Origin of the sequence: Tabrizicola flagellatus (genome assembly GCF_008271465.1) — a bacterium.
In the GTDB taxonomy this organism is placed as follows: domain Bacteria; phylum Pseudomonadota; class Alphaproteobacteria; order Rhodobacterales; family Rhodobacteraceae; genus Tabrizicola; species Tabrizicola flagellata.
In genome coordinates this window covers 21,287-40,412 of record NZ_VMDU01000006.1, presented here as the reverse complement: position 1 = coordinate 40,412, position 19,126 = coordinate 21,287, and the positions used below count along the sequence as shown (strand labels likewise).

Annotated in this window: 20 protein-coding genes and 1 tRNA gene; 14 read left to right on the top strand and 7 right to left on the bottom strand. The window is 69.1% G+C overall.

Annotated elements, in window-relative coordinates; translation table 11 throughout:
* The first annotated feature begins 103 nt into the window (after positions 1–103).
* From FL625_RS10605 to FL625_RS10585, 5 genes are all read left to right on the top strand, one after another.
* Entirely contained in the window at positions 104–790 is a 687-nt protein-coding gene (locus FL625_RS10605; RefSeq protein WP_149588646.1) for an AzlC family ABC transporter permease, read from the top strand.
* The gene (locus FL625_RS10600) at positions 787–1,122 is read left to right on the top strand and encodes an AzlD domain-containing protein (RefSeq protein ID WP_149588645.1); all 336 of its coding nucleotides are present in this window, start codon (positions 787–789) and stop codon (positions 1,120–1,122) included. The genes FL625_RS10605 and FL625_RS10600 overlap by 4 nt, the downstream gene beginning before the upstream one ends.
* A gap of 60 nt (positions 1,123–1,182) precedes the next feature.
* Positions 1,183–1,500, top strand: coding sequence for a DUF3775 domain-containing protein (locus tag FL625_RS10595; RefSeq protein ID WP_149588644.1), 318 nt, complete (start codon positions 1,183–1,185; stop codon positions 1,498–1,500).
* 74 nt (positions 1,501–1,574) lie between these two features.
* Complete coding sequence (gene trxC / locus FL625_RS10590; protein WP_149588643.1) at positions 1,575–2,018, top strand: thioredoxin TrxC; 444 nt, start codon at positions 1,575–1,577, stop codon at positions 2,016–2,018.
* A 59-nt stretch (positions 2,019–2,077) separates the two neighbouring features.
* Positions 2,078–2,153 (top strand) — tRNA-Ala (locus FL625_RS10585).
* Between the two features lie 61 nt (positions 2,154–2,214).
* Here FL625_RS10585 and FL625_RS10580 read toward each other — a convergent pair.
* Genes FL625_RS10580 through FL625_RS10555 form a run of 6 tightly spaced genes read right to left on the bottom strand, consistent with a single transcriptional unit; the run spans position 2,215 to position 8,056 of the window.
* The gene (locus tag FL625_RS10580) at positions 2,215–3,078 is read right to left on the bottom strand and encodes a phosphatase PAP2 family protein (protein WP_160147768.1); all 864 of its coding nucleotides are present in this window, start codon (positions 3,076–3,078) and stop codon (positions 2,215–2,217) included.
* Positions 3,075–4,727: an ArnT family glycosyltransferase gene (locus FL625_RS10575; RefSeq protein ID WP_149588641.1), complete on the bottom strand. Its 1,653-nt coding sequence runs from the start codon at positions 4,725–4,727 to the stop codon at positions 3,075–3,077. Before FL625_RS10575 ends, FL625_RS10580 begins: the two co-directional genes overlap by 4 nt.
* Positions 4,724–5,470 carry a phosphatase PAP2 family protein gene (locus FL625_RS10570; RefSeq protein WP_149588640.1) on the bottom strand — a complete coding sequence of 249 codons (747 nt, stop codon included), beginning with the start codon at positions 5,468–5,470 and terminating at the stop codon, positions 4,724–4,726. Before FL625_RS10570 ends, FL625_RS10575 begins: the two co-directional genes overlap by 4 nt.
* A 1-nt stretch (position 5,471) precedes the next feature.
* A complete protein-coding gene (locus FL625_RS10565; RefSeq protein ID WP_160147767.1) occupies positions 5,472–6,926 on the bottom strand; it encodes a glycosyltransferase family 39 protein in 1,455 nt (484 codons plus the stop codon).
* Positions 6,913–7,236: a lipid-A-disaccharide synthase N-terminal domain-containing protein gene (locus tag FL625_RS10560; protein WP_149588638.1), complete on the bottom strand. Its 324-nt coding sequence runs from the start codon at positions 7,234–7,236 to the stop codon at positions 6,913–6,915. The genes FL625_RS10565 and FL625_RS10560 overlap by 14 nt, the downstream gene beginning before the upstream one ends.
* A complete protein-coding gene (locus tag FL625_RS10555; RefSeq protein ID WP_149588637.1) occupies positions 7,229–8,056 on the bottom strand; it encodes a glycosyltransferase family 2 protein in 828 nt (275 codons plus the stop codon). The genes FL625_RS10560 and FL625_RS10555 overlap by 8 nt, the downstream gene beginning before the upstream one ends.
* Before the next feature lie 223 nt (positions 8,057–8,279).
* Here FL625_RS10555 and FL625_RS10550 point away from each other — a divergent pair, with 223 nt between their 5' ends.
* From FL625_RS10550 to FL625_RS18245, 9 genes are all read left to right on the top strand, one after another.
* Positions 8,280–9,107 carry a sugar phosphate isomerase/epimerase family protein gene (locus tag FL625_RS10550; RefSeq protein WP_149588636.1) on the top strand — a complete coding sequence of 276 codons (828 nt, stop codon included), beginning with the start codon at positions 8,280–8,282 and terminating at the stop codon, positions 9,105–9,107.
* Entirely contained in the window at positions 9,104–9,907 is an 804-nt protein-coding gene (locus FL625_RS10545) for a metallophosphoesterase (RefSeq protein WP_149588635.1), read from the top strand. Before FL625_RS10550 ends, FL625_RS10545 begins: the two co-directional genes overlap by 4 nt.
* A gap of 180 nt (positions 9,908–10,087) precedes the next feature.
* Positions 10,088–11,416 carry an extracellular solute-binding protein gene (locus tag FL625_RS10540; RefSeq protein WP_149588634.1) on the top strand — a complete coding sequence of 443 codons (1,329 nt, stop codon included), beginning with the start codon at positions 10,088–10,090 and terminating at the stop codon, positions 11,414–11,416.
* A 70-nt stretch (positions 11,417–11,486) separates the two neighbouring features.
* Positions 11,487–12,368 carry an ABC transporter permease subunit gene (locus tag FL625_RS10535; RefSeq protein ID WP_149588633.1) on the top strand — a complete coding sequence of 294 codons (882 nt, stop codon included), beginning with the start codon at positions 11,487–11,489 and terminating at the stop codon, positions 12,366–12,368.
* A gap of 9 nt (positions 12,369–12,377) precedes the next feature.
* Entirely contained in the window at positions 12,378–13,307 is a 930-nt protein-coding gene (locus FL625_RS10530) for an ABC transporter permease subunit (protein WP_149588632.1), read from the top strand.
* Positions 13,308–13,316: 9 nt separating this feature from the next.
* Positions 13,317–14,426 (top strand): ABC transporter ATP-binding protein, encoded by a 1,110-nt coding sequence (locus FL625_RS10525; protein WP_149588631.1) that lies wholly within the window; start codon positions 13,317–13,319, stop codon positions 14,424–14,426.
* Complete coding sequence (locus FL625_RS10520; protein WP_149588630.1) at positions 14,423–15,142, top strand: DUF1868 domain-containing protein; 720 nt, start codon at positions 14,423–14,425, stop codon at positions 15,140–15,142. The genes FL625_RS10525 and FL625_RS10520 overlap by 4 nt, the downstream gene beginning before the upstream one ends.
* Positions 15,143–15,431: 289 nt before the next feature.
* A complete protein-coding gene (locus tag FL625_RS10515; RefSeq protein WP_149588629.1) occupies positions 15,432–17,075 on the top strand; it encodes an asparagine synthetase B family protein in 1,644 nt (547 codons plus the stop codon).
* Positions 17,059–18,192 (top strand): glycosyltransferase, encoded by a 1,134-nt coding sequence (locus FL625_RS18245; RefSeq protein WP_200833927.1) that lies wholly within the window; start codon positions 17,059–17,061, stop codon positions 18,190–18,192. Before FL625_RS10515 ends, FL625_RS18245 begins: the two co-directional genes overlap by 17 nt.
* On the opposite strand, the gene FL625_RS10505 is transcribed toward FL625_RS18245, so the two are convergent.
* On the bottom strand, positions 18,189–18,950 hold the full coding sequence (locus tag FL625_RS10505) for a DeoR/GlpR family DNA-binding transcription regulator (protein WP_149588628.1): 762 nt from the start codon (positions 18,948–18,950) through the stop codon (positions 18,189–18,191). The two genes, FL625_RS18245 and FL625_RS10505, sit on opposite strands and share 4 nt — an antisense overlap.
* Positions 18,951–19,126: the final 176 nt, after the last annotated feature.

Genomic DNA, 19,126 nt, shown 5'->3' with positions numbered 1-19,126 from the left:
TCGGGTCAGGGTGGCGGGCCGGGACGGCAGCCACAAGTCAGGCTTTCCAGAGCGGAACCGGCCATTGACCAAAGCCCCCCGCCCGCGCTAGCCCTGCCCGGTGATGACCGCGACCAAGCCCACCTTCCTTGCCGGACTGGCCGCAAGCCTGCCCATCGTCCTGGGCTACTTTCCGATCGCCTTCTCTTTCGGCGTGGCCGCGACCCGTGCCGGGTTTACCGCGACCGAGGCCTTTGCCCTGTCGCTGCTGATCTATGCCGGGGCCTCGCAGTTCCTGGCGCTTGCGCTCCTGTCCAGCGCGGCGCCGGTCCTGGTCACGGCCTTCACCCTGATCGCGATGAACCTGCGCCATGTGCTTTACGGCCCCGCCCTGATGCGCGAGGCCGGGGAGGGCGCCTCGACCCGCCATGCCTGGGCCTGGGCCTTCGGCCTGACCGACGAGGTCTTCGGCCAGGCGCTGGGCGCGCTGGCCCGCGGGCAGCGGTTCTCCGAGGCCTGGATGTCGGGCCTCGGGATCGGGGCCTATGCGGCCTGGGTCGGTGGCACGGTCGTCGGGGCGCTGGCCGGGGGCGGCGCGCTGGACGGCTGGCCCGCGCTCAGTGCCGGCCTCGGCTTCATGTTGCCGGCCCTGTTCCTCGCTCTGCTCCTGTCGATCCTCAGCCGTCGCCAGTTGCCCGTCATCGCGGTGGCAGGCCTGGTGACGGTGGCGGCGACGCTGGCCATCAGCGCGACCAGCGGCATCCTGATGGGGATGCTGGCCGGGGCGCTGGCCGGGCTGGTGCGCCGATGAACTGGGAGCTGCTGACCGTCGCCCTGATGGCCGGGGCCGCGAACTGGGCCTTCCGCGCCCTGCCGGTGATCCTGCGCAGCGACCGCATGGCCGCCAGCGGCTGGCTGGAGCGGTTCCTGTCGGCCACCGGACCCGCCGCCATCGCCACGCTGTTCGTCGCGGCGATCCTGCCGACGCTGTCGCCCGAGATGCGCGCGTTCGCGCCGGTCGCGGTGGGCACGCTGGCAGTGCTCGCTGCCTATGCCGCAGGCCGTTCGGTCGTGCTGGCGACGCTTGCCGGGGCTCTGGCGCATGGATTGACAGTCTGGGCGATTGGGGCAGCTATCCCTTGACGCATCGCTTGCGCCGGGGCGCGGCATGCGCGACCATGGTCCCGGAAAGGGAGGCCCGCCATGCTGGAAATCAGCCCGCAGAAGGTCGTGCATGTCATCTACCTGGCGCGCGAGGCCGGCGTCGGTGACGCCGAGCTGCATGCGTTCATCGATGCGCTGAACGATGATGAAAAGGCGCAACTGACCGCGGTCGCCTGGGTCGGTCGGGGCGCCTTCGAACCCGAGGACTTTGACGAGGCCGTGGCCACCGCGGTTGCCGAGGCCACGACCCCCACGGCCGATTACCTGATGGGCATGCCGCATCTGGCCGAGAACCTGGAAGCCGGCCTCGACGCGCTCGGCATCGACGTCGCGGGCGAGGAAGAGGATTTTCTCTGACGCCTCATGCCTGCCCCCTTGCGCAACCTCTGTAGCGAACACATCTTCAAAGCTGACTAGCTGTGAGGTCTGCCATGCCTGTAGCCGATGCCCTGAAACTGACCTGCACCGCCTGTGGCCAGGCGAATCGTGTGCCCGCGTCCCGATTGGGCGATGCGCCCAAATGCGGGGTCTGCGGGGCCGTCCTCGTAAATGGCGAGGTCGCCGAACTGGACGCTGCCACCCATGACAAGATGACGCGGGGCGACAGCCTTCCGGTTCTCGTCGATTACTGGGCGCCCTGGTGCGGCCCGTGCCGGGCGATGGCCCCGGAATTCGCCAAGGCTGCGAAGGTGCTGGCGCAAGAGGCGCGGCTGGGGAAGCTGAACACCGATCAGCACCAGGAGATCTCGGCGCGTGCCGGCATCCGCGGCATCCCCGCTCTGATCCTCTACCGGAACGGACGCGAGGTCGCGCGGCTGGCCGGGGCGCGTCCTGCTGCGGACATCGTGGCCTTCGTCCGTCAGCATGCACGCTGATCCGGCGCCGACGCGGCTTGACACTCCCCGGGATTTGCGCTGAATAGCGCTCTGCGGATGGGGCAGTAGCTCAGTTGGGAGAGCGTATCGTTCGCAATGATAAGGTCAGGGGTTCGATCCCCCTCTGCTCCACCAGTTTTCCCAGGACAGTGATCTGACGCCGGTCCAAAAGGGTCGGGTCGTGGCCTGCGACGGCTCAGTCCTCGGTCCGGCCGGGGAACGCCTTGCGCCGAAACGCCCTCAGCGCGGACTGTCCCAGGCCAAGGCCCTTGCCGGCCAGTCCGCCGATCTCGGCCAGGGCGGCGGCAAGGCTTTGGGCCAATGCGCCCGGCTCGACTCCGAAACGGTGCCCGCGGGCCAGCATCGCCTTGCGGATGGCCAACGTGATCACGGTGCCCAGGACCATCCCGGCCAGCGCATCGCTCATCCAGTGCACGGCCAGGAAAGGCCGCGACAGCGCGGCGATGCCGCCAACCGAAAGCCAGGCCCAGGCGTAGCGCGGGCAGGACAGCGCCAGCGCCACGGCGCAGGCGGTTGCGGTCGTGGCATGTCCCGACGGGAACGCGGCCCAGCTCGGCATCAGCGCCAGGGGGGAAAACTCCAGCACGCCGATATCGGGCATGGCAGAGGGGCGGGCGCGGCCGATGACGTTCTTCGCCAGATTGGCCAGGATGCCGCTGACCGCGACCGAGGCGATCATGAACATCAACGTCGAGCGCAACTGCGCGAGGGACCCGGACGGATCGTCCGGGATCCTGCGTCGCGCCAGGGCGATGCAGGCCAGAAGGAGCAGCCCGATACCCAATGGCCAGGCCGAGTTGCCGAACTCGGTCGCAAGGCGCAGGGCACCGACCAGGGTCGGGTCCAGCGAGCGGGCGTAGTCGCGCACCACGGGGTCGACGGCCACCGCCACCAGGAACAGGGCACAGGCCAGGCTGATGGCCAGCGACAGCCGGCTCTGCCCCGCAGCCAGGTTTGGAACGGGTGCCGGTGCGGCCGAAGTCGCCTCCTCTGGCCGGACCTGAGTCAGCAGCTCCTCCCCCGATCCGGCGTGTTTCACGGTGTCCCCCGGCAATCCAGAATGTCCAGCGTCACCCACTTGCCCGCCCCGATGGCCAATCCCTCGACCGTTCCGGTCAGCTGACATCCCGGGGTCTCTGCGTCAAGATCGGGCGAAGCGTCGCGCAGGTGGATGACAACCTGGCAGGCGCCGGGGCGGATCGCCTCTTGCACCGGGGCCGAGGCCGGCAGCAGCCGGGTATCGCGTCCCCCGCGCCAGACCAGCGAGGGTTCCTGATAGCCCCATCCGGTCAGCCGTGGCCGGTCGCAACCCTGCCCGGCGGCGACCTCGCCGGCCAGTGCCATTGCCGCCTCGGTCGGCCAGAGCTGCGGCATCCGCGCCGCGGCCGAGATCAGCGCCCCATGCAGGATCACCCCTGCCGCCGCCAGTGCCGCGACAAGGCCCACGGGCTGGGACCGTCGCCAGAAGCGGATCGCCAGGCCACCCGCGATGACCGCCCCCGCAAGTCCGGCCAGCACCAGCGCCGCTGCGGCCCGGTCGCCTGCATTTGCGCTGTAGTTCAGGACGAAACCGCCTAGGGCAAGACCGGGCAGGAAGGCCAGCACCGCCAGCCCCCGCAAGAGGCGCGGGACCGCGCTTGCCGTCGCCGGCAGGTGCCCCACGGCAAGAAGGGCCAGCGCGGGCAGGGCGGGCAGCGTGTAGTGGATCAGCTTGGTCGGCACCGCCTCGTAGACCAGCCAGACCGGGATCGCCCAGGCCAGGCAGAACCGCGTCGCCGGCGCTCGCCGTGCCCGCCAGATCGCCGGCAGCGCCAGGATCAAGAGCGGCAGCGCCGGCCAGAAGGTCACGGGCAGAGCCAGCAGATAGGTTCCCGGCGGGGCGCCCTTCCCCTCCTGTCCCGCGGCGATCTTCGGCAGAAGGTCGGCGCCGACCGATCCGGTCCAGAAGGCCCCCTCCGTGCGCAGCGTGATCGCCAGGACCCAGGGCAGGACCAGCGCCAGCGCGGCGGCGATCGGCAGCGGTGCGGCCAGCGGGCGCAGCCAGCCCGCCCGCCGGTCCAGCGCCACCAGTGCCAGTGCCGTCAGCCCCGGCACCATCGGCCCGATCGGCCCCTTGATCAGCAGTCCGGCCGCGATCGCCAGCCAGAAGCCCCAGACCGCCGGCCGTCCGACCGTTTCGCGCAGATAGAGCCGCGCCAGCACCGCCTGCGCGGCCAGGGTCGTCGCCAGAAGCGCCGCATCGGTCTTGGCGATCCGCGCCTCGCCGCCGATCACCAGGGTTCCCGCGAAAAGCGCCGCCGCCAGCAATGCCGGTCTCCGCCCGAACAGCGGCGCCCCCGCCACCGCCACCAGCAGCACCGACAGCACCGCCCCGGCAAGCGAGGGCAGCCGGTAGACCCAGAGCGGTGCATCCGGCCCGCCGCCCGCCGCCAGGACGGCGGCGCTTTGCAGCCAGTAGATTCCGACCGGCTTCTTGTGCCGGGGCTCGTCCTGAAAGCGGATGTCCACGAAGTCGCGGCTTTCCACCATCTGCCGGCTGGCCTGAACGAAACGCGCCTCGTCGCGGTCGGTGACCGGCAGGGCCGACTGCGCTGGCAGGAAGGCCAGAAGCGCGAAGAGCGCCAGCGCCAGCCAGTGCCAGGCGGCGCGCGTGCCGGTGACGGGATGCGGCGCGGAAAGAGTCGTCAATGCACGCCTCTCCGTTCGCCCGATTGCGGCCGGGACCGGCGCTCGACCCACTGGGGCAGATGGCGCCGGGCGGCATCTATGCGCAGGACGGGGTAAAGCGCCAGCGCCGCGCCGGCGCCGAACAGCACCGAAAACACCGCATCGCTGAGAAAATGCCGGCCCAGTCCGATGCGCAGCAGCGAGACCAGCGCGATGTAGCCGACCGCCGCTCCGATGGCCAGCAGACGCGCTCCCCGGCGCGTCAGATGCGGCCAGAGGATCGCCAGGATCGGCAGGGCCAGCCCGGCGGCCAGCGCCACCTCTCCCGACGTGAAGGAACAGTTGCGCACGCATTCCTGCACCACCTGCCAGGCCGGGGAGAAGTCTGCGGTGCCGCCGAACTCGGCCAGGGTGTCCGGGCGGGCGCGGCCGACATGATGTTTCAGCAGCAGGTTGGCGATGACGCCGCTTGCCAGCGCCACGCTGAGGACCGGATAGGCCACAAGCCGAAGGTCGTCCCCTCTGAACCGGCTGAGGAACAGGCCGGCCAGATAGGCCAGGATCAGGATCAGCGTGACGATCTCGCCCAGCCGGCGGAGTGTCAGGTTGATCGTCCGACCCGGCCCCGTGGCCCAGGTGAACCCGCCGCCTTCGACCGCGAACAGGCGCGACACCGCAAGGTCGATGCCGGGAAAGGCGGCGAAGACGGCCTGCGCCAGGATGAAGACCAGCAGATAGGCGATCACGAGGCGCTGGTAGCTCATGTCAGGGCTCCGGTGACTGCAGGGCGGCTGGGCAGGCCGGGCCGGGCAGGCGGTAAAGCACCAGCTCCTGTCCTCCGGCAAAGCCGGGTGGGGCGACCAGACGGGCGATCTCGGCGGCCTCGGCGACGGGCAGCGCGGCGCCTGCGCGCAGAAGCAGCACCGCACAGCCGTCCCGGGCGGGGTCGTAGGGGGCGGTCATCTCCCAGTGATGTGCGGGCAGGCCCTTTGGCGGGACGGCGCGGATCGCCAGTCCTCCCGTCGCGCCGAACCAGGACAGATCGGCCAGGAGGTCGCGGTCCTGTGAGACCAGGGCCTGTGCGCCGGCCTCCCGCGCCGTTTCCAGCGCCCAGGTGGCGATCTCGCCGTGGCCCAGATAGCGCGACAGGACCGGGCGTCCGTCGGGCCGCTGCACCCCGGTTCCGAAGGCCTTCATCATGGGCAGGGCCAGCGCAACCAGCAGCCCCAGCCCCAGCGCCAGCCGGGCCAGCGCACGGTGCCGCACCAGCCACAGCGCCCCCAGGATCGCTCCGGGCACCAGATACAGAACCGCCCAGTTGGCAAGGGCCGGGCCCTTGGCGGCCTGCCCCACCACGATGACCAGCGGCACCAGCGCCAGCGCCGCCACCCCCGCCGGCGCTCCCCCCGCCACCAGCCCCAGGATCATCGCCGGGAACAGGATCGGCCCGGCGACCAGGAACTGCTCGGCCAGAAAGCGCAGCGGGCGTAGCAGCGACAGCCCGCCGCCGGCGGTGATGTCCTCGACATGGTGCAGCGTGATGAAACCGTGCTGCCGCAGCCAGACTACATGTGGCGCGACGACGACCAGCATCACCGCCAGCGCGAGCGCCGCGTCGGACCGCCCCGGGCGCAGCCCGGGCGACAGGACGGCGGCGGCCAGGCCGCCGGCCAGCCAGAACAGCATCGCATGCTTGGCCAGGATCCCCAGCCCCAGCGCAAGGCCCAGGATGACGGCCGCCGCGCGGTCGCGGCCTCCGGCCAGCCGCGCCTCTCCGGCGCGCAGCTGTGCCCAGAGCGCCACCGCCGCCGCCAGGAGCATCGGCGTGTCGGTGGTCATCACCGCCGACCCCAGCGTCACCGCCGGTGCGACGAGGTACAGCAGCGCCGCCAGTTCGGCCACCGGGCGCGGAGCCATTCGGCGGGCGGCAAGGAAGATCACGCCCGCCGTCGCGGCGTGAAACAGCACGGCAGGCAGTCGCACGGCCCAGACGCTCTGGCCGAGAAGCTCGGTTGCAGCCCGCAGGATCCAGCCGATCAGCGGCGGCTTGGAATAGGCGCCGAATTCCAGCGTCTGGCCCCAGAACCAGTATTGCGCCTCGTCGGTCGAAAGCTCGGTCAGGTCCAGAAGGGCAAGGGCGATCCGGAAACCGATCAGGCCGAGCGCAAGGAAGAAGGCGCCACCCGCGAAGACCTGACCCGCGCGGTCAGTTGCCGGCATTGGCCGCGCGGTCGGGGTGCTCGGCATGGATCAGCCACAGATTGCGGAGATAGATGAACAACCCCATCGACTGGCCCAGGATGAACACCGGGTCGCGCCGCCAGAGCGCATAGGACAGAAGCACCAGCCCCCCCGCCGTCGAGAAGTACCAGAAGGCCAGCGGGATCACCGACCGCTTCTCGCGCTCGGACGCGATCCACTGCACCAGGAAGCGCGCGGTGAACAGAAGCTGGCCGGTCAGCCCGATCATCACCCAGGTGAATTCCTGCCAGCTCTGCACATGCAGCCAGGCCCAGAGTGTTTCACGCATTGACTTTATCTCCCGCAACAGGAACCGGCCGTGCCTCGGCAGGGGCGGGTTCGGATCTGGTCTCAGTGGTCAGCATCTGCGCCCGCGCCCGCTTGCGACGGCGGATCAGCCAGGCAACGCCGAAAAGATCGACGATCCCGACCAGCGCCCGGTCCAGGTTGCCGTATTTCGACCGGCCGCTCTGGCGCGGGGCATGGGTCACGTCCACATGCGCGACCTGCCAGCCGTCGCGCGCGAACAGCGCCGGCAGGTAACGGTGCATGTGGTCGAAATAGGGCAGGGCCAGGAAGGCATCGCGGCGAAAGGCCTTCAGCCCGCAGCCTGTGTCGCGCGTCCCGTCGCGCAGCACGGCCGAGCGGATGGCATTGGCCGCGCGCGAGGCAAGGCGCTTGGACCAGGTGTCCTTGCGCCCGACCCGCTGTCCCGCGACCAGGCCGCAGGCCGGGTCGGCGCCGGGGCCGACCAGCGGCGCGATCAGGCGGGGCAGGTTCTCCGGCGGGTTCTGGCCGTCGCCGTCCAGCGTGGCGACGATGGGCGCGCGCGCCGCCAGCACCCCGGAATGCAGCGCGGCCGACTGCCCGGCCGAGACGGGATGGCCCAGCACCCGGATCCGTGCGTCGGCTGCAGCAAGGCTCAGGCAGATCTCCCGGGTGCGGTCGGTCGATCCGTCGTCCACCAGGATCAGCTCCCAGGACCGGTCCGCCATCGCCGCGGCGATTCCTTCGACCAGGGCCCCGATCGCGCCTTCCTCGTTCTTCATCGGCACGACAAGGGATACGCCCGGCGTCGTGCCGGGCGGCAAGGCCGGTTCTGGGTTCATTTCGTTCTGCCGGTCTTTGGCCATTGGGCACCCCTAGGCCCGTTTCGTGACGATCCTGCGAAGGGTCGGTCCGGCGACTCTATCGCTTCCTGTCGGCGGTTGCCAGCCCGCCTCGGGCCGGGCGGCGCGCGTCAGCCTGTCGCGAATCTTTCATCCGGATTGCACGTCCCTGTCGCATCGTCCCGGCAGCATCCCCGCGTCACAGACGCAGGAATCTCCCGACATGACTTCACGACCGATCCTCGGCGCCGCACTTTGCCGCGACAGCCTCGCCGCCCACCGCCACTGGCTGCTCGAGGCCCCGCGCGACCTCGAACTGCAACATTTCGTCGAGGTGTCGGTGCTCGACGGCGACTGGTCCGGCCTGGCCGACGAGGTGAACCGGCTGCTCGACGGCCACGAGGGCCGCCGTGGCATCCATGGGCCGTTCTGGGGCTTCACCATCGCCTCCTACGACCCCGAGGTGCGCCGCATCGTCGCCCGCCGGATGGAGCAGGCGCTGGATGTCTGCGCCGCGGTGAACGGCACGCATGTCGTGATCCATTCGCCCTTCACCACCTGGGGCTACAACCACCGCGGTCTCTATCCCTCCGACACCGCCCGGATGCTGGAAGCCGCCCGCGACACGCTGGGCGGGGCGCTGAGGCGGGCCGAGGACATGGGCGTGACCTTCGTGCTGGAGAACATCGAGGACATGGAGCCCACCGACCGCGCCATGCTCTGCGCCGAGCTGGGCTGGCAGGCGCTGGAACTGTCGGTGGACACCGGGCATGCGCATTACGCCCACATCTCGACCGGGGCGCCGCCGGTGGACTTCTACATCCGCGCCGCTGCCGGTCGTCTGGGCCATGTCCACCTGCAGGACGCCGACGGCTTCGCCGACCGGCACTGGCAGATCGGCCATGGCACGATCCTCTGGCCCTCGGTCTTCGCCGCGCTGGCCCAGGCCCGCGCCGCCGGGGCCAATCCGCGCATGATCCTGGAACTGCGCGACAAGGCGGGCGTGATCCCCTCGGCGCAGTATCTCAAGGCGATGGGGCTTGCGGAATGAACCCGCTGAAATTCGTCATCCTGTCCGACCTGCACCTCTCTGCCCCCGGCGTGCCGGTGAACGGGCTGGACACCGGCGCGCGCACCCGCGAGGCGCTGGACACGATCCAGCGCGACCATGCCGACGCGGCCTTCGTCCTTCTGGCGGGGGATCTCGCCGACCGGGGCGAGGTCGCGGCCTACCGCCACCTGCACGACCTGATCTCCGACCTGCCGATGCCGGTCTACCTGACCCTCGGCAACCACGACGACCGCGCGGCCTTCCTGTCGGTCTTCGGCGAGGCTCTCGACGACCCGCTGGGCCGCGTCTCCACCGCCTTCGATGCGGGCGGGCACCGGATCGTCCTGCTCGACACGACCGAACCGGGGCTGGTCGGGGGGCGCCTTTGCCGGGGCCGGCTCGACTGGCTCGCCGCCCGGCTGGACGAGGCCGCAGACCGCCCGGTCATCATCGTCCAGCACCACCACGCGAACCCGCTGTTCCTGCCGGTCGATGCGATCATCCTGGAAAACGCTACCGACTACGTCCAGGTGCTGACCCGCCACCCCGAGGTGCGGCAGGTCATCGCGGGCCATGTCCACCTGCCGACTTCGGCGGTCTGGAAGGGCATCCCGATGACCACGCTGGCAGGCTCGCACTATTCCGTCACGCCGCATGTGCCGGGCGTGCCGGGCCGCCAGCGCCAGCTGGAGGGCCCGGCACAGATGGCCGTGGTCCTGCTGCATCCCGAAGGCGTCACCGTGCATTTCCAGGATCACGGCGAACGCCACCTGACCATGGCGCCGGGCCTGTTCCACTAGGACCCGGCGGCCAAAACCGAAGCCTTTCCGCCCCTGCCGGCCGGTTCCGGCAAGGATATGGAGCGATTTTTCCTAACACTATGTTTCGTATAGGTATTTTTGCCTGTCTGTCGTCAATCCGTCATCGAATCCCCGCATAAGGGCGCCGCGATCCAACCTTCCACAACGGAGACAGGGACGATGACCCAAAAGCTTGCGACCGCCACGCTTGTGGCCCTCGCCGCCACGGCCGGCACCGCTTCGGCCGAGCGTGCGAAATTCGAATACTGGTATGGCCTGACCGGCGACCTGGGCGCCGTGGTGGCGGAAACCTGCAATCGCTTCAACGCGAGCCAGGACCAGTACGAGGCCGTCTGCGTCGGCCAGGACGGCTATGAAAAGGCCGTGCAGAACACCATTGCCGCCTTCCGCGCCGGCAAGCACCCGACGCTTCTGCAATCCTTCGACGCCGGCACCGCCGACCTGATGATGTCGGGCGAATTCTATCCGGTCACCAAGCTGATGGCCGACACCGGCGTGACCATCGACTGGGCCGACTATTTCCCCGGCATCGCCAACTACTATTCGTCGAAGTCGGGCGAGTTCTTCTCGATGCCCTGGAACTCCTCGACCCCGGTCTACTACTGGAACAAGGACCTCTTCGCCAAGGCCGGCCTGACCGAGGCGCCGATCACCTGGGAAGGCATGGAAGCCGCCTTCAAGGCGCTGAAGACCGCGGGCGTGGACTGCCCCTACGCCTATGCGCCCTCGTCCTGGATCGACCTGGAACAGTTCTCCATGGCCCATGGCGTGCCGGTGGCCTCGAACAACAACGGCTATGACGGCCTGGACAGCGAGCTTCTGTTCAACACCACGCTGCACGTCCAGCACATGGAAAACATCAAGCGCTGGCTCGACGAGGGCCTGGCCCAGCTGCGCACGCCCGCGGCCGGCAAATCCTCGCGCGACAGCTTTGTCGAAGGCGAATGCGCGGTGTTCTTCTCGTCCATCGCCGACCACAACACCGTCCACAAGCTGAAGCCCGCCTTCGCCTGGGACGTGCAGATCATCCCGACCTACGAAGGGGTGGAGCGCAAGAACACCGTCGTCGGTGGCGCCTCGCTCTGGGTGCTCTCGGGCAAGACCGACGAGGAATACAAGGGCGCGGCGGCCTATCTGGCCTTCATCGCCACCAAGCCGGAACAGCAGTTCCTGCTGGAGAACTCGGGCTACATCCCGGTGACCAAGTCCACCTACGAGGCGCTGAAGGCCGAAGGCTTCTACGACAAGGAACCCTACATCAACCGCGACATCGCCATGAAGTCGCTGACCTGGACCGAACCGACGCCCCTGACCCGCGGCATCCGTCTCGGCAGCTTCATCCAGATCCGCGCCGAATGGACGGCCGAGGTCGAGGCCGCGCTGGCCGGCCAGAAGACGATGAAGGAGGCGCTGGACACCGCCGTTGCCCGCGGCAACGACCATCTGAAGCGCTTTGCCGCGACCTATCCGGGCAAGTCCTTCCCGTAATCGCCTCGATCCTTGCGACCCGCGGGCGCGGCGGCCTCCTGCCGCGCCCCTCCCTTCTGCCGGAGACCCCATGCGCCGCGCCCATTTCAAGTTCAGCTGGATCGTGCCGCTTCTGCTGGCCCCGCAGCTTCTGGTGATCTTCACCTTCTTCTACTGGCCCTCGGCGCAGGCGCTCTACTGGGCCTTCACGCTGGAACAGCCCTGGGGCGGCGGCAACACCTGGGTCGGCTTCGACAATTTCCGCAAGGTGCTGTCGGACCCCTATTACTGGGGCTCGGTCCGGGTCTCGGTGATCTACGCGCTGGCCACCACCATTCTGGCCATGGGGATGGCGCTGACGCTCGCGCTGTTCGTGGACCGCCAGCTTGCCGGCTACCGCGTCTGGCGCATCGGCATCATCTGGCCCTATGCCGTGGCCGCCCCCGCCGTGGGCCTTGCCTTCCAGTTCGTCTTCAACCCCGGCGCCGGCATCTTCAGCTACATCAACACCATCTCGCCCGGCTGGTGGGATCTGTCGAAACATCCCTGGCAGGCGGTGACCGCAATCGTCATCGCCGGGGCGTGGAAGCAGGTCTCCTACAGCTTCATCTTCTTCCTCGCCGCGCTTCAGGCGATTCCCCGCAGCCTGACGGAGGCCGCCGCCATGGACGGCGCGCGCCCCCTGCGCCGGATGATCGACCTGCAACTGCCGCTCCTGACGCCGACCTTCTTCTTCCTTCTGGTCATCAACATCACCGACAGTTTCACCGACAGCTTCGGCATCGTGGACACGCTGACCGGGGGCGGGCCGTTCCGGGCGACGGACCTGATGGTCTACAAGATCTATTCCGACGGCTTCCGCGGCTTCGACTATTCCGGCGCCGCCGCGCAGTCGATCATCCTGATGTGCCTCGTCATGGCGCTGACCTTCATCCAGTTCCGCTACATCGAGCGGCGCGTGCATTACACCTGAGGGCGCCCCATGATCGAACGCACCCCCGTCCTGAACCTGATGACGCACCTGATCCTGGGCCTCGGCCTCGCGATCATCCTCGTGCCGGTCTGGCTGGCCATCGTCGCCGCGACCCTGACCCTGCAGGAGGTCAACACCGCCCCGGTCGAGCTCTGGCCCGGCGACCAGTTCTGGCCGAACCTCAAGGAAGCCTGGGCGCAATCGGACTTCGGGCCGAAATTCGTCAACTCCTTCATCGTCGCGGTGGGCGTGGTGGTGGGCAAGGTCACGCTGGCCTGCATCACCGCCTTCGCGCTCGTGTTCTTCGACTTCCGCGGCCGGATGCTGATCTTCTGGGCGATCTTCATCACCCTGATGCTGCCCTTGGAGGTCCGCATCGTCCCGACCTACGCGGTCGCCGCCAACGCGCTGTCACCCTTCCAGACCATCCTCGACGCAACCGGCATCAGCTGGCTTCTGAACACGTTGTCGGGCATCGAGGTCAGCCTCGAATGGAACCTCCTGAACAGCTACACCGGCCTGATCCTGCCCCTTGTCGCCACCGCCACCGGCACCTTCCTCTACCGCCAGTTCTTCCTGACCATCCCGGACGAGCTGGTCGAGGCCGCGCGGATGGACGGCGCGGGCCCCTTGCGCTTCCTGTGGGACGTGCTGATCCCCTTGTCCAAGACCAACATCGCGGCGCTGGCGACGATCATGTTCGTCTATGCCTGGAACCAGTATCTCTGGCCGCTCCTGGTCATCACCGACCGGGCGAATTACGGCATGGTCGTCGTGCAGTTGTCCGACCTCGTGCCCGACCAGCTGACCACCGGCGGCGGCACGCCGACCTGGCACCTCGCCATGGCCGCGACCCTTGTCGTCATGCTGCCGCCGATCGCCGTCGTCATCTTCATGCAGCGCTGGTTCGTGCGCGGCCTCATCAACACCGACAAGTAGGGGGCTCCCATGGCCGAGATCGCCATCCGCAACGTCGCCAAGACCTATGGCAAGACCAGGATCATGGAAGGGGTCAACCTGACCATCCGCAACGGCGAGTTCGTCGTCATCCTCGGCCCCTCGGGCTGCGGCAAGTCCACGCTCCTGCGCCTGATCGCCGGGCTGGAAGAGATCACCGCCGGTGAGATCGCCATCGCCGGGCAGGTGGTGAACGACCTCGAACCCCGCGAACGCGGCTGCGCCATGGTGTTCCAGAACTACGCGCTCTATCCGCACATGACGGTCGCGGAAAACATCGGCTATGCGCTGAAGGTCGCGGGCGTGCCGAAGGCGGAACGTCAGGCCCGCATCGCGGCCACCGCCGCCTCGGTCGGGCTGGGCGATTTCCTCGACCGCCGTCCGGGGCAGCTCTCCGGCGGCCAGCGCCAGCGCGTCGCCATGGCCCGCGCCATCATCCGCGAGCCGAAGGTGTTCCTCTTCGACGAACCGCTTTCCAACCTCGATGCCAAGCTGCGGGTCCAGATGCGGCACGAGATCCGCCGCATCCACACCCGCATCAAGGCCACCTCGATCTTCGTCACCCACGACCAGCACGAGGGCATGACGCTGGCCGACCGGCTGGTGGTGATGAACAAGGGCACCATCGAACAGGTCGGCACCCCGGACGAGATCTACGACCGCCCGGCCAGCCTTTACGTCGCAGGCTTCATCGGCAGCCCGGCGATGAGCTTCCTGCCCGGCCGGGTCGATGCCGGCCGCCAGGCGCTGATGCTCGAGTCCGGTGCGGCGCTGCCCCTGCCGCGCGCGCTGGCGCAGGCGGCGGCCGGGCGGCTGGTCCAGGCGGGCCTGCGCCCCGAGACCCTGTCGCTGACCGCGCCCGGCAAGGGCCAGATCGACGCGCGGGTGGATTTCGTCGAGGAACTGGGCGCCGAACGCCTCTATCACCTGATGGTCGAGGACCTGCCCCTTTCCGTCCTCAGCAGCGAAAAGGTCCGCCCGGCCGAAGGCGCCCCGATCGGCGTCTCGGTGCCCCTGGGCGCCCTGCATCTCTTCGACGCCGACACCGGCCGGCGGATCGAGCCGCAGGCGGCCGAAACCCCGGTCGCGGTGACGGCATGACCATGGCGACAGACCGGACCGCGACGCTCGCCTGGCTGACCGGGACTGCGACGGGCGGCGCCGCGCCCGCCGCGGTCGGGCAGAAGTTCACGCCCGAGGGCGCTGTCATGCCCTATGCCGGCAATACCTTCATCTGCCATATCCCGCCCGGCCCGGCGCACGAGGCGCTGACCGCCACCGCCGCCCATCTCCGCGCCGCCGCCCCCGCCGGCGCCTATGCCTTCCTGCCGCCCTCCTCCTATCACATGACCGTCTTCGAGGGCGTGACCGACCGCGACCGGACCGGCGGGCGCTGGCCCGAGGGCCTCGACCCCGCCCTGCCGGTCGAGGCCGCCACCGACCACTTCCTGCCCCGCCTTGCCGGGGTGAACCTGCCCTCGGCCACCGCCATCCGACCGACCGGGATCTTCGCGGGAACGACCGTGCAGGTCACCGGCGCGACCGAGGCGGACGAGACCGCGCTCCGCACCGCGCGCGAGACCCTGCGCGCCGTGACCGGGATCCGCCGCCCCGACTTCGCCGATTACCGCTTCCACATCACGCTGGCCTATCTCCTGCGCTGGCTGACGCCGTCCGAGGCCGCCGCAATGGCCGATCTCTCGGCGAGGCTGGCCGAGGAGCTTGCCGCCCTCCAGCCCGAGATCGTGCTGGGCGGCATCGAGTTCTGCACCTTTGCCGACATGCACGCCTTTCCCCTTGTCGCGCGCCTGTCCTGAATTCGCGGGCCGGGTGCGGCCACCGGCGCCGACAGGGCGCCGAAACGGTCTCGACCCCGCGCCGCGGGCCGGTCAGGGCCGAGTGTCGGACACGCGAGGGTTGCGCACAAAAGGCTTGATCAACAGGCGTTATCGGGCGACATTTCCGGAATTCTCAACGGAAGCCGACATCGGGAACGCCTGCGTGGCAGACGTGGAACGGGGTCGCGCCTGTCATTGGAGTAAGTGCATTGCAAACCGCCTGGATCCGTTCACCCATCAGGAATCATCTCGGCACCCGGGACGGCTCTTGACCGGCTCGCCTCCGTCCAGCCGCATCTCCGGGAACGCCGAGGCGCAGGTGCGCCGCGTTGCCGTCATGCCTTGCGCAGCCCTTGCCCCGGTCCTGCATCTGCGCCACGGGCCGGCCGGGGTGGCGCTGTCCGGTGCTGCAACGGCCCGGCTCGGCCACCGACCCACGCCGCCGGATACCGCGCTCGGCCTGCATGGCGGCTGGGACTGGGACGGCCGCACCCTGACCGCCGAGGTCGATGCACTGGGCTATTTCAGCCTGTTCTATTACAGCAAGGGGTCCGAGATCGCCGTCTCGGCCTCGATCCTGCAACTCCTGGCGCTTGGGGCCGATGCCGAACCGGACCCCGTTGCTCTGGCCGTCTTTCACCGCATCGGGCACTTTCTGGGAGAGGACACGCCCTTCCGGCACATCAAGGTGCTGCCTCCCGCTGGCAGGCTGGTCTGGCGCGACGGGGTGGCAAGCGTTTCCGGCAACCTGCCCATCCCGCGCGAGGCCGGGTTGAGCCGGTCGCAGGCGGTCGAAGCCTTCATCGAGGTGCCGCGCGCAGCCATCCGCCGCTTTCTGGCCGACTGGGACGGGCCGGTCGTCCTGCCGCTGTCCGGCGGCCGGGATTCGCGCCACATCCTTCTGGAAATGCTGCACCAGGGCCGCAAGCCCGACATGGCGGCAACCTTTCATCAGGGGGGGCAGATCCTGGATCGCGAGGTGCAGGCGGCGCGGGCGCTGACGGAACGGGGGGGCGTGCGCCACGGCCTGCTCGGCCATCCGCGCCGCCGGCTGCGCGATGCGCTGCGCGCGATGCTCCTGACCCAGTTCTGCGCCGACGAACATGCGCAGATGATGCCGATGCACGACTACCTCTCCGGCACTCCGGGTGTGGCGGCATTGGACGGGATCGGCGGCGACATCCTGACCAATCCCGACGATTCGGCGGCCGATTTCTTCGACCGTGCCCGCCAGGGCGACTATGACGGCATCGCCCGTCGCCTCGTCGCAGGCCACGGCAGCGTCATCAGCCGCCCCGGTCATCCGGGCGGGGCCGGGGCGATCCATTCGCCCGACCTCGAAGAGGCCGCCATCGCCCGCATCGCCGAGGCGATCCGCGCCTTCGACGCCGCGCCCGACCCATATCAGGCCTTCTGGTTCTGGAACCGGACGCGGCGCGAGATCGCCTTCGTCTCGACCGGCATCCTCGGCCCCGCGGCGCGGGTCGGCTGCCCCTTCCTTTCGCCCGAGTTCGTGGAACTGGGCCTTTCGCTGCCCTTTGCGGTCACGCGCGACCAGCGGCTGCACGACGACGCCATCGCCCGGGCCTATCCGGCCTTCGCCGACATTCCCTATGCCGAAGGGTTCCGCAACCCGCCCCTGCCGCGCCTGCGCTGGGCGCGGATGGCAAACCTGCTGGACGGCCTGCGCGTGGCGGCAATGGCGCAACCGGACCGACCGATCGGGGCGATGCGTCAGCTCTTGTCCCGACAGCCGCTGCACCGCAAACCCGCCGACATCTACCGGCTGCACGACCATTTCGTCACGACGATGACTGCCGACGAAGCCCGACGGCTCATCGCGCTCGAGGACCGGCTTCGGAGCAAGGCGCCGAAAGGCGAAAGGGTGGTGACCGATGTCCTTGGCGCTTGAGGCACAGCTCATCCGAATCCGCAAGTTCCTCGACCGCCGCCGGGCCGACCGGTTCCGCCGGCAGGCCATGGCGCAGCCCTTTTCGCCCGATGCGCGGTCGCGCCTGCTCCTGGTGACCCAGCCCGAGCGGTTGCCGCAAAGCCAGATCTATCCGTTCCACCATTACGCCCCCGACTTCATGCGGCTCTACGGGACCGAAATCCGCGAGGCGGATCTGGGCGACATGCTGGCCGGTCGCCCGGTCGCCGCGCGGGGCGCGACCGTGGTCGCCTTTCAGACCCCCTTCGACGTATCCGACACCGATCTTGCCCGCCTGTTCGACCGGCTGCGGGACGACCATCCGGGCGCCCGGATCGCTTGTCTCGACTGGTTCGCGCCGACCGACCTGCGCAATGCCGCGCGCATGGATGGCACGGTGGATCTCTACGTCAAGAAGCATGTGCTGCGTGACCGCGGCGCCTATGGCCGGCCGACGCTGGGCGACACGAACCTGACGGACCACTATGCCCGCAGGCTGAACCTGCCCGAGCCGGAGGTCTGCTTCCCGATCCCGACCGGCTTCCTCGACAAGCTGGTCGTCGGCCCGTCCTTCGTCACCGCGCCCACGATCCTGCCCACCCTCCTGCAACGCCCGCCCTCGTTCCGGGGGCGCGACATCGACCTGCATGCGCGCTTCGACGTGAACGGCACGCCCTGGTACAGTGCCATGCGGGCCGAGGCCGATGCGGCCGCCGCCGCTCTTTCCGGGATGACCGTGGTGCGCGGCATGGGCGTGCATATCGCGCAGTTCCTGTCCGAACTGCGCCACAGCAAGATCTGCTTCAGCCCCTTCGGCTATGGCGAGGTCTGCTGGCGCGATTTCGAGGCGGTGATCTCGGGCGCGGTGGTGCTGAAACCCGACATGAGCCATGTGGAGACCAACCCCGACATCTTTGTCCCCTGGGAGACCTATGTGCCCCTGGCCTGGGATCTGTCGGACCTGTCCGACGTCCTGCGCCGCCTGCTGGGCGACGCGCCGCTGCGCGAACGGATCGCCTCGCAGGCCTTCGACCGGCTGCGCACCTGGGTCGCCTCGGACGGCTTTGCCCGCCAGATGGCGCCGCTCCTTGCGGCCTAGCCGGTGACCTGCACCTCGGTTCCCCAGTCGGCGCATTTGCGCATGAGCTCTGCGGGCAGGGGCTGGTCGGTGTATAGCGCGGTGATTTCCGCCAGCGAGGCCAGTCGCGCCGGAGCCGAGCGGTCCAGCTTGGAATGGTCGGCCACCAGGAACACCTTGCGCGACTGGCGGATGATCGCCTTCGACACCCGCACCTCGGCCAGGTCGAAGTCCAGCAGGTCGCCGTCGCGGTCCAGCGCCGAGGCGCCGATCACCGCGTAATCGACCTTGAACTGCTCGAAGAACTGGGTGGTCAGCTCGCCCACCAGGCCCCCGTCCGTCCGCCGCAGCGCGCCGCCGGCCACCACGATCTCGCAGCCCGGATTGGCGACCAGGATGTTCGCCACGTTCATGTTGTTGGTGATGACGGTGATGTTGCGATGCGTCAGAAGCTCGCGCGCCACCGCCTCGGTCGTGGTGCCGAGGTTCAGGATCAGGCTGCAATTGTCCGGGATAGCCGCCGCGCAGGCCTTGGCGATGGCGGCCTTGGCGCCCTCGTTCATCCGCCGCCGCGCCTCGTAGCCGATGTTGGCCACGCCTGTCCGCAGCATCGCCCCGCCATGCACCCGGTCCAGATGCCCCGCATCGGCCAGATCGGCCAGGTCGCGGCGGATCGTCTGCAAGGTCACGTCGAAGCGCTGCGCCAGGTCCTCGACCATGACGCGACCCTCGGCCCGGGCCAGTTCCAGGATCTCGGTCTGCCGGAAATTCAGCGCCACTGCGTGGTCCTTCCCGCTGCGATTCCCCGCCTTCTGCCACGACGGACAGCACCTGTCAGCGATTTTCTGCAACCGTGCGATCCGTTTCGTTTGTTTGCGTTTGCAGAAAGATCACCGTGCAATCGCAGCGTTGGCGCCGGAATTTGCGCGCAGATGTTCGTTTCACATAAAAACGC